General features: G+C 40.8%; 1 tRNA gene. It reads left to right on the plus strand.

The window, feature by feature from the left end:
* Positions 1–134 precede the first annotated feature (134 nt).
* Positions 135–206, plus strand: a tRNA-Lys gene (locus R0J88_RS24345).

Consider the following 206-nt stretch of genomic DNA (forward strand, 5'->3'; position numbering starts at 1 on the left):
GTCATTAGCTCAGTTGGTAGAGCAGTTGACTTTTAATCAATTGGTCGATGGTTCGAATCCATCATGACCCACCACTTTTAAAGTGTCTGGTTCGGCGGATTTACGCATTTATATTATTGAATAAGTTTATGAGCGGGTCATTAGCTCAGTTGGTAGAGCAGTTGACTTTTAATCAATTGGTCGATGGTTCGAATCCATCATGACCC

This window comes from Pseudoalteromonas sp. SIMBA_162, assembly GCF_046535955.1.
In the GTDB taxonomy this organism is placed as follows: Bacteria; Pseudomonadota; Gammaproteobacteria; order Enterobacterales; family Alteromonadaceae; genus Pseudoalteromonas; species Pseudoalteromonas marina.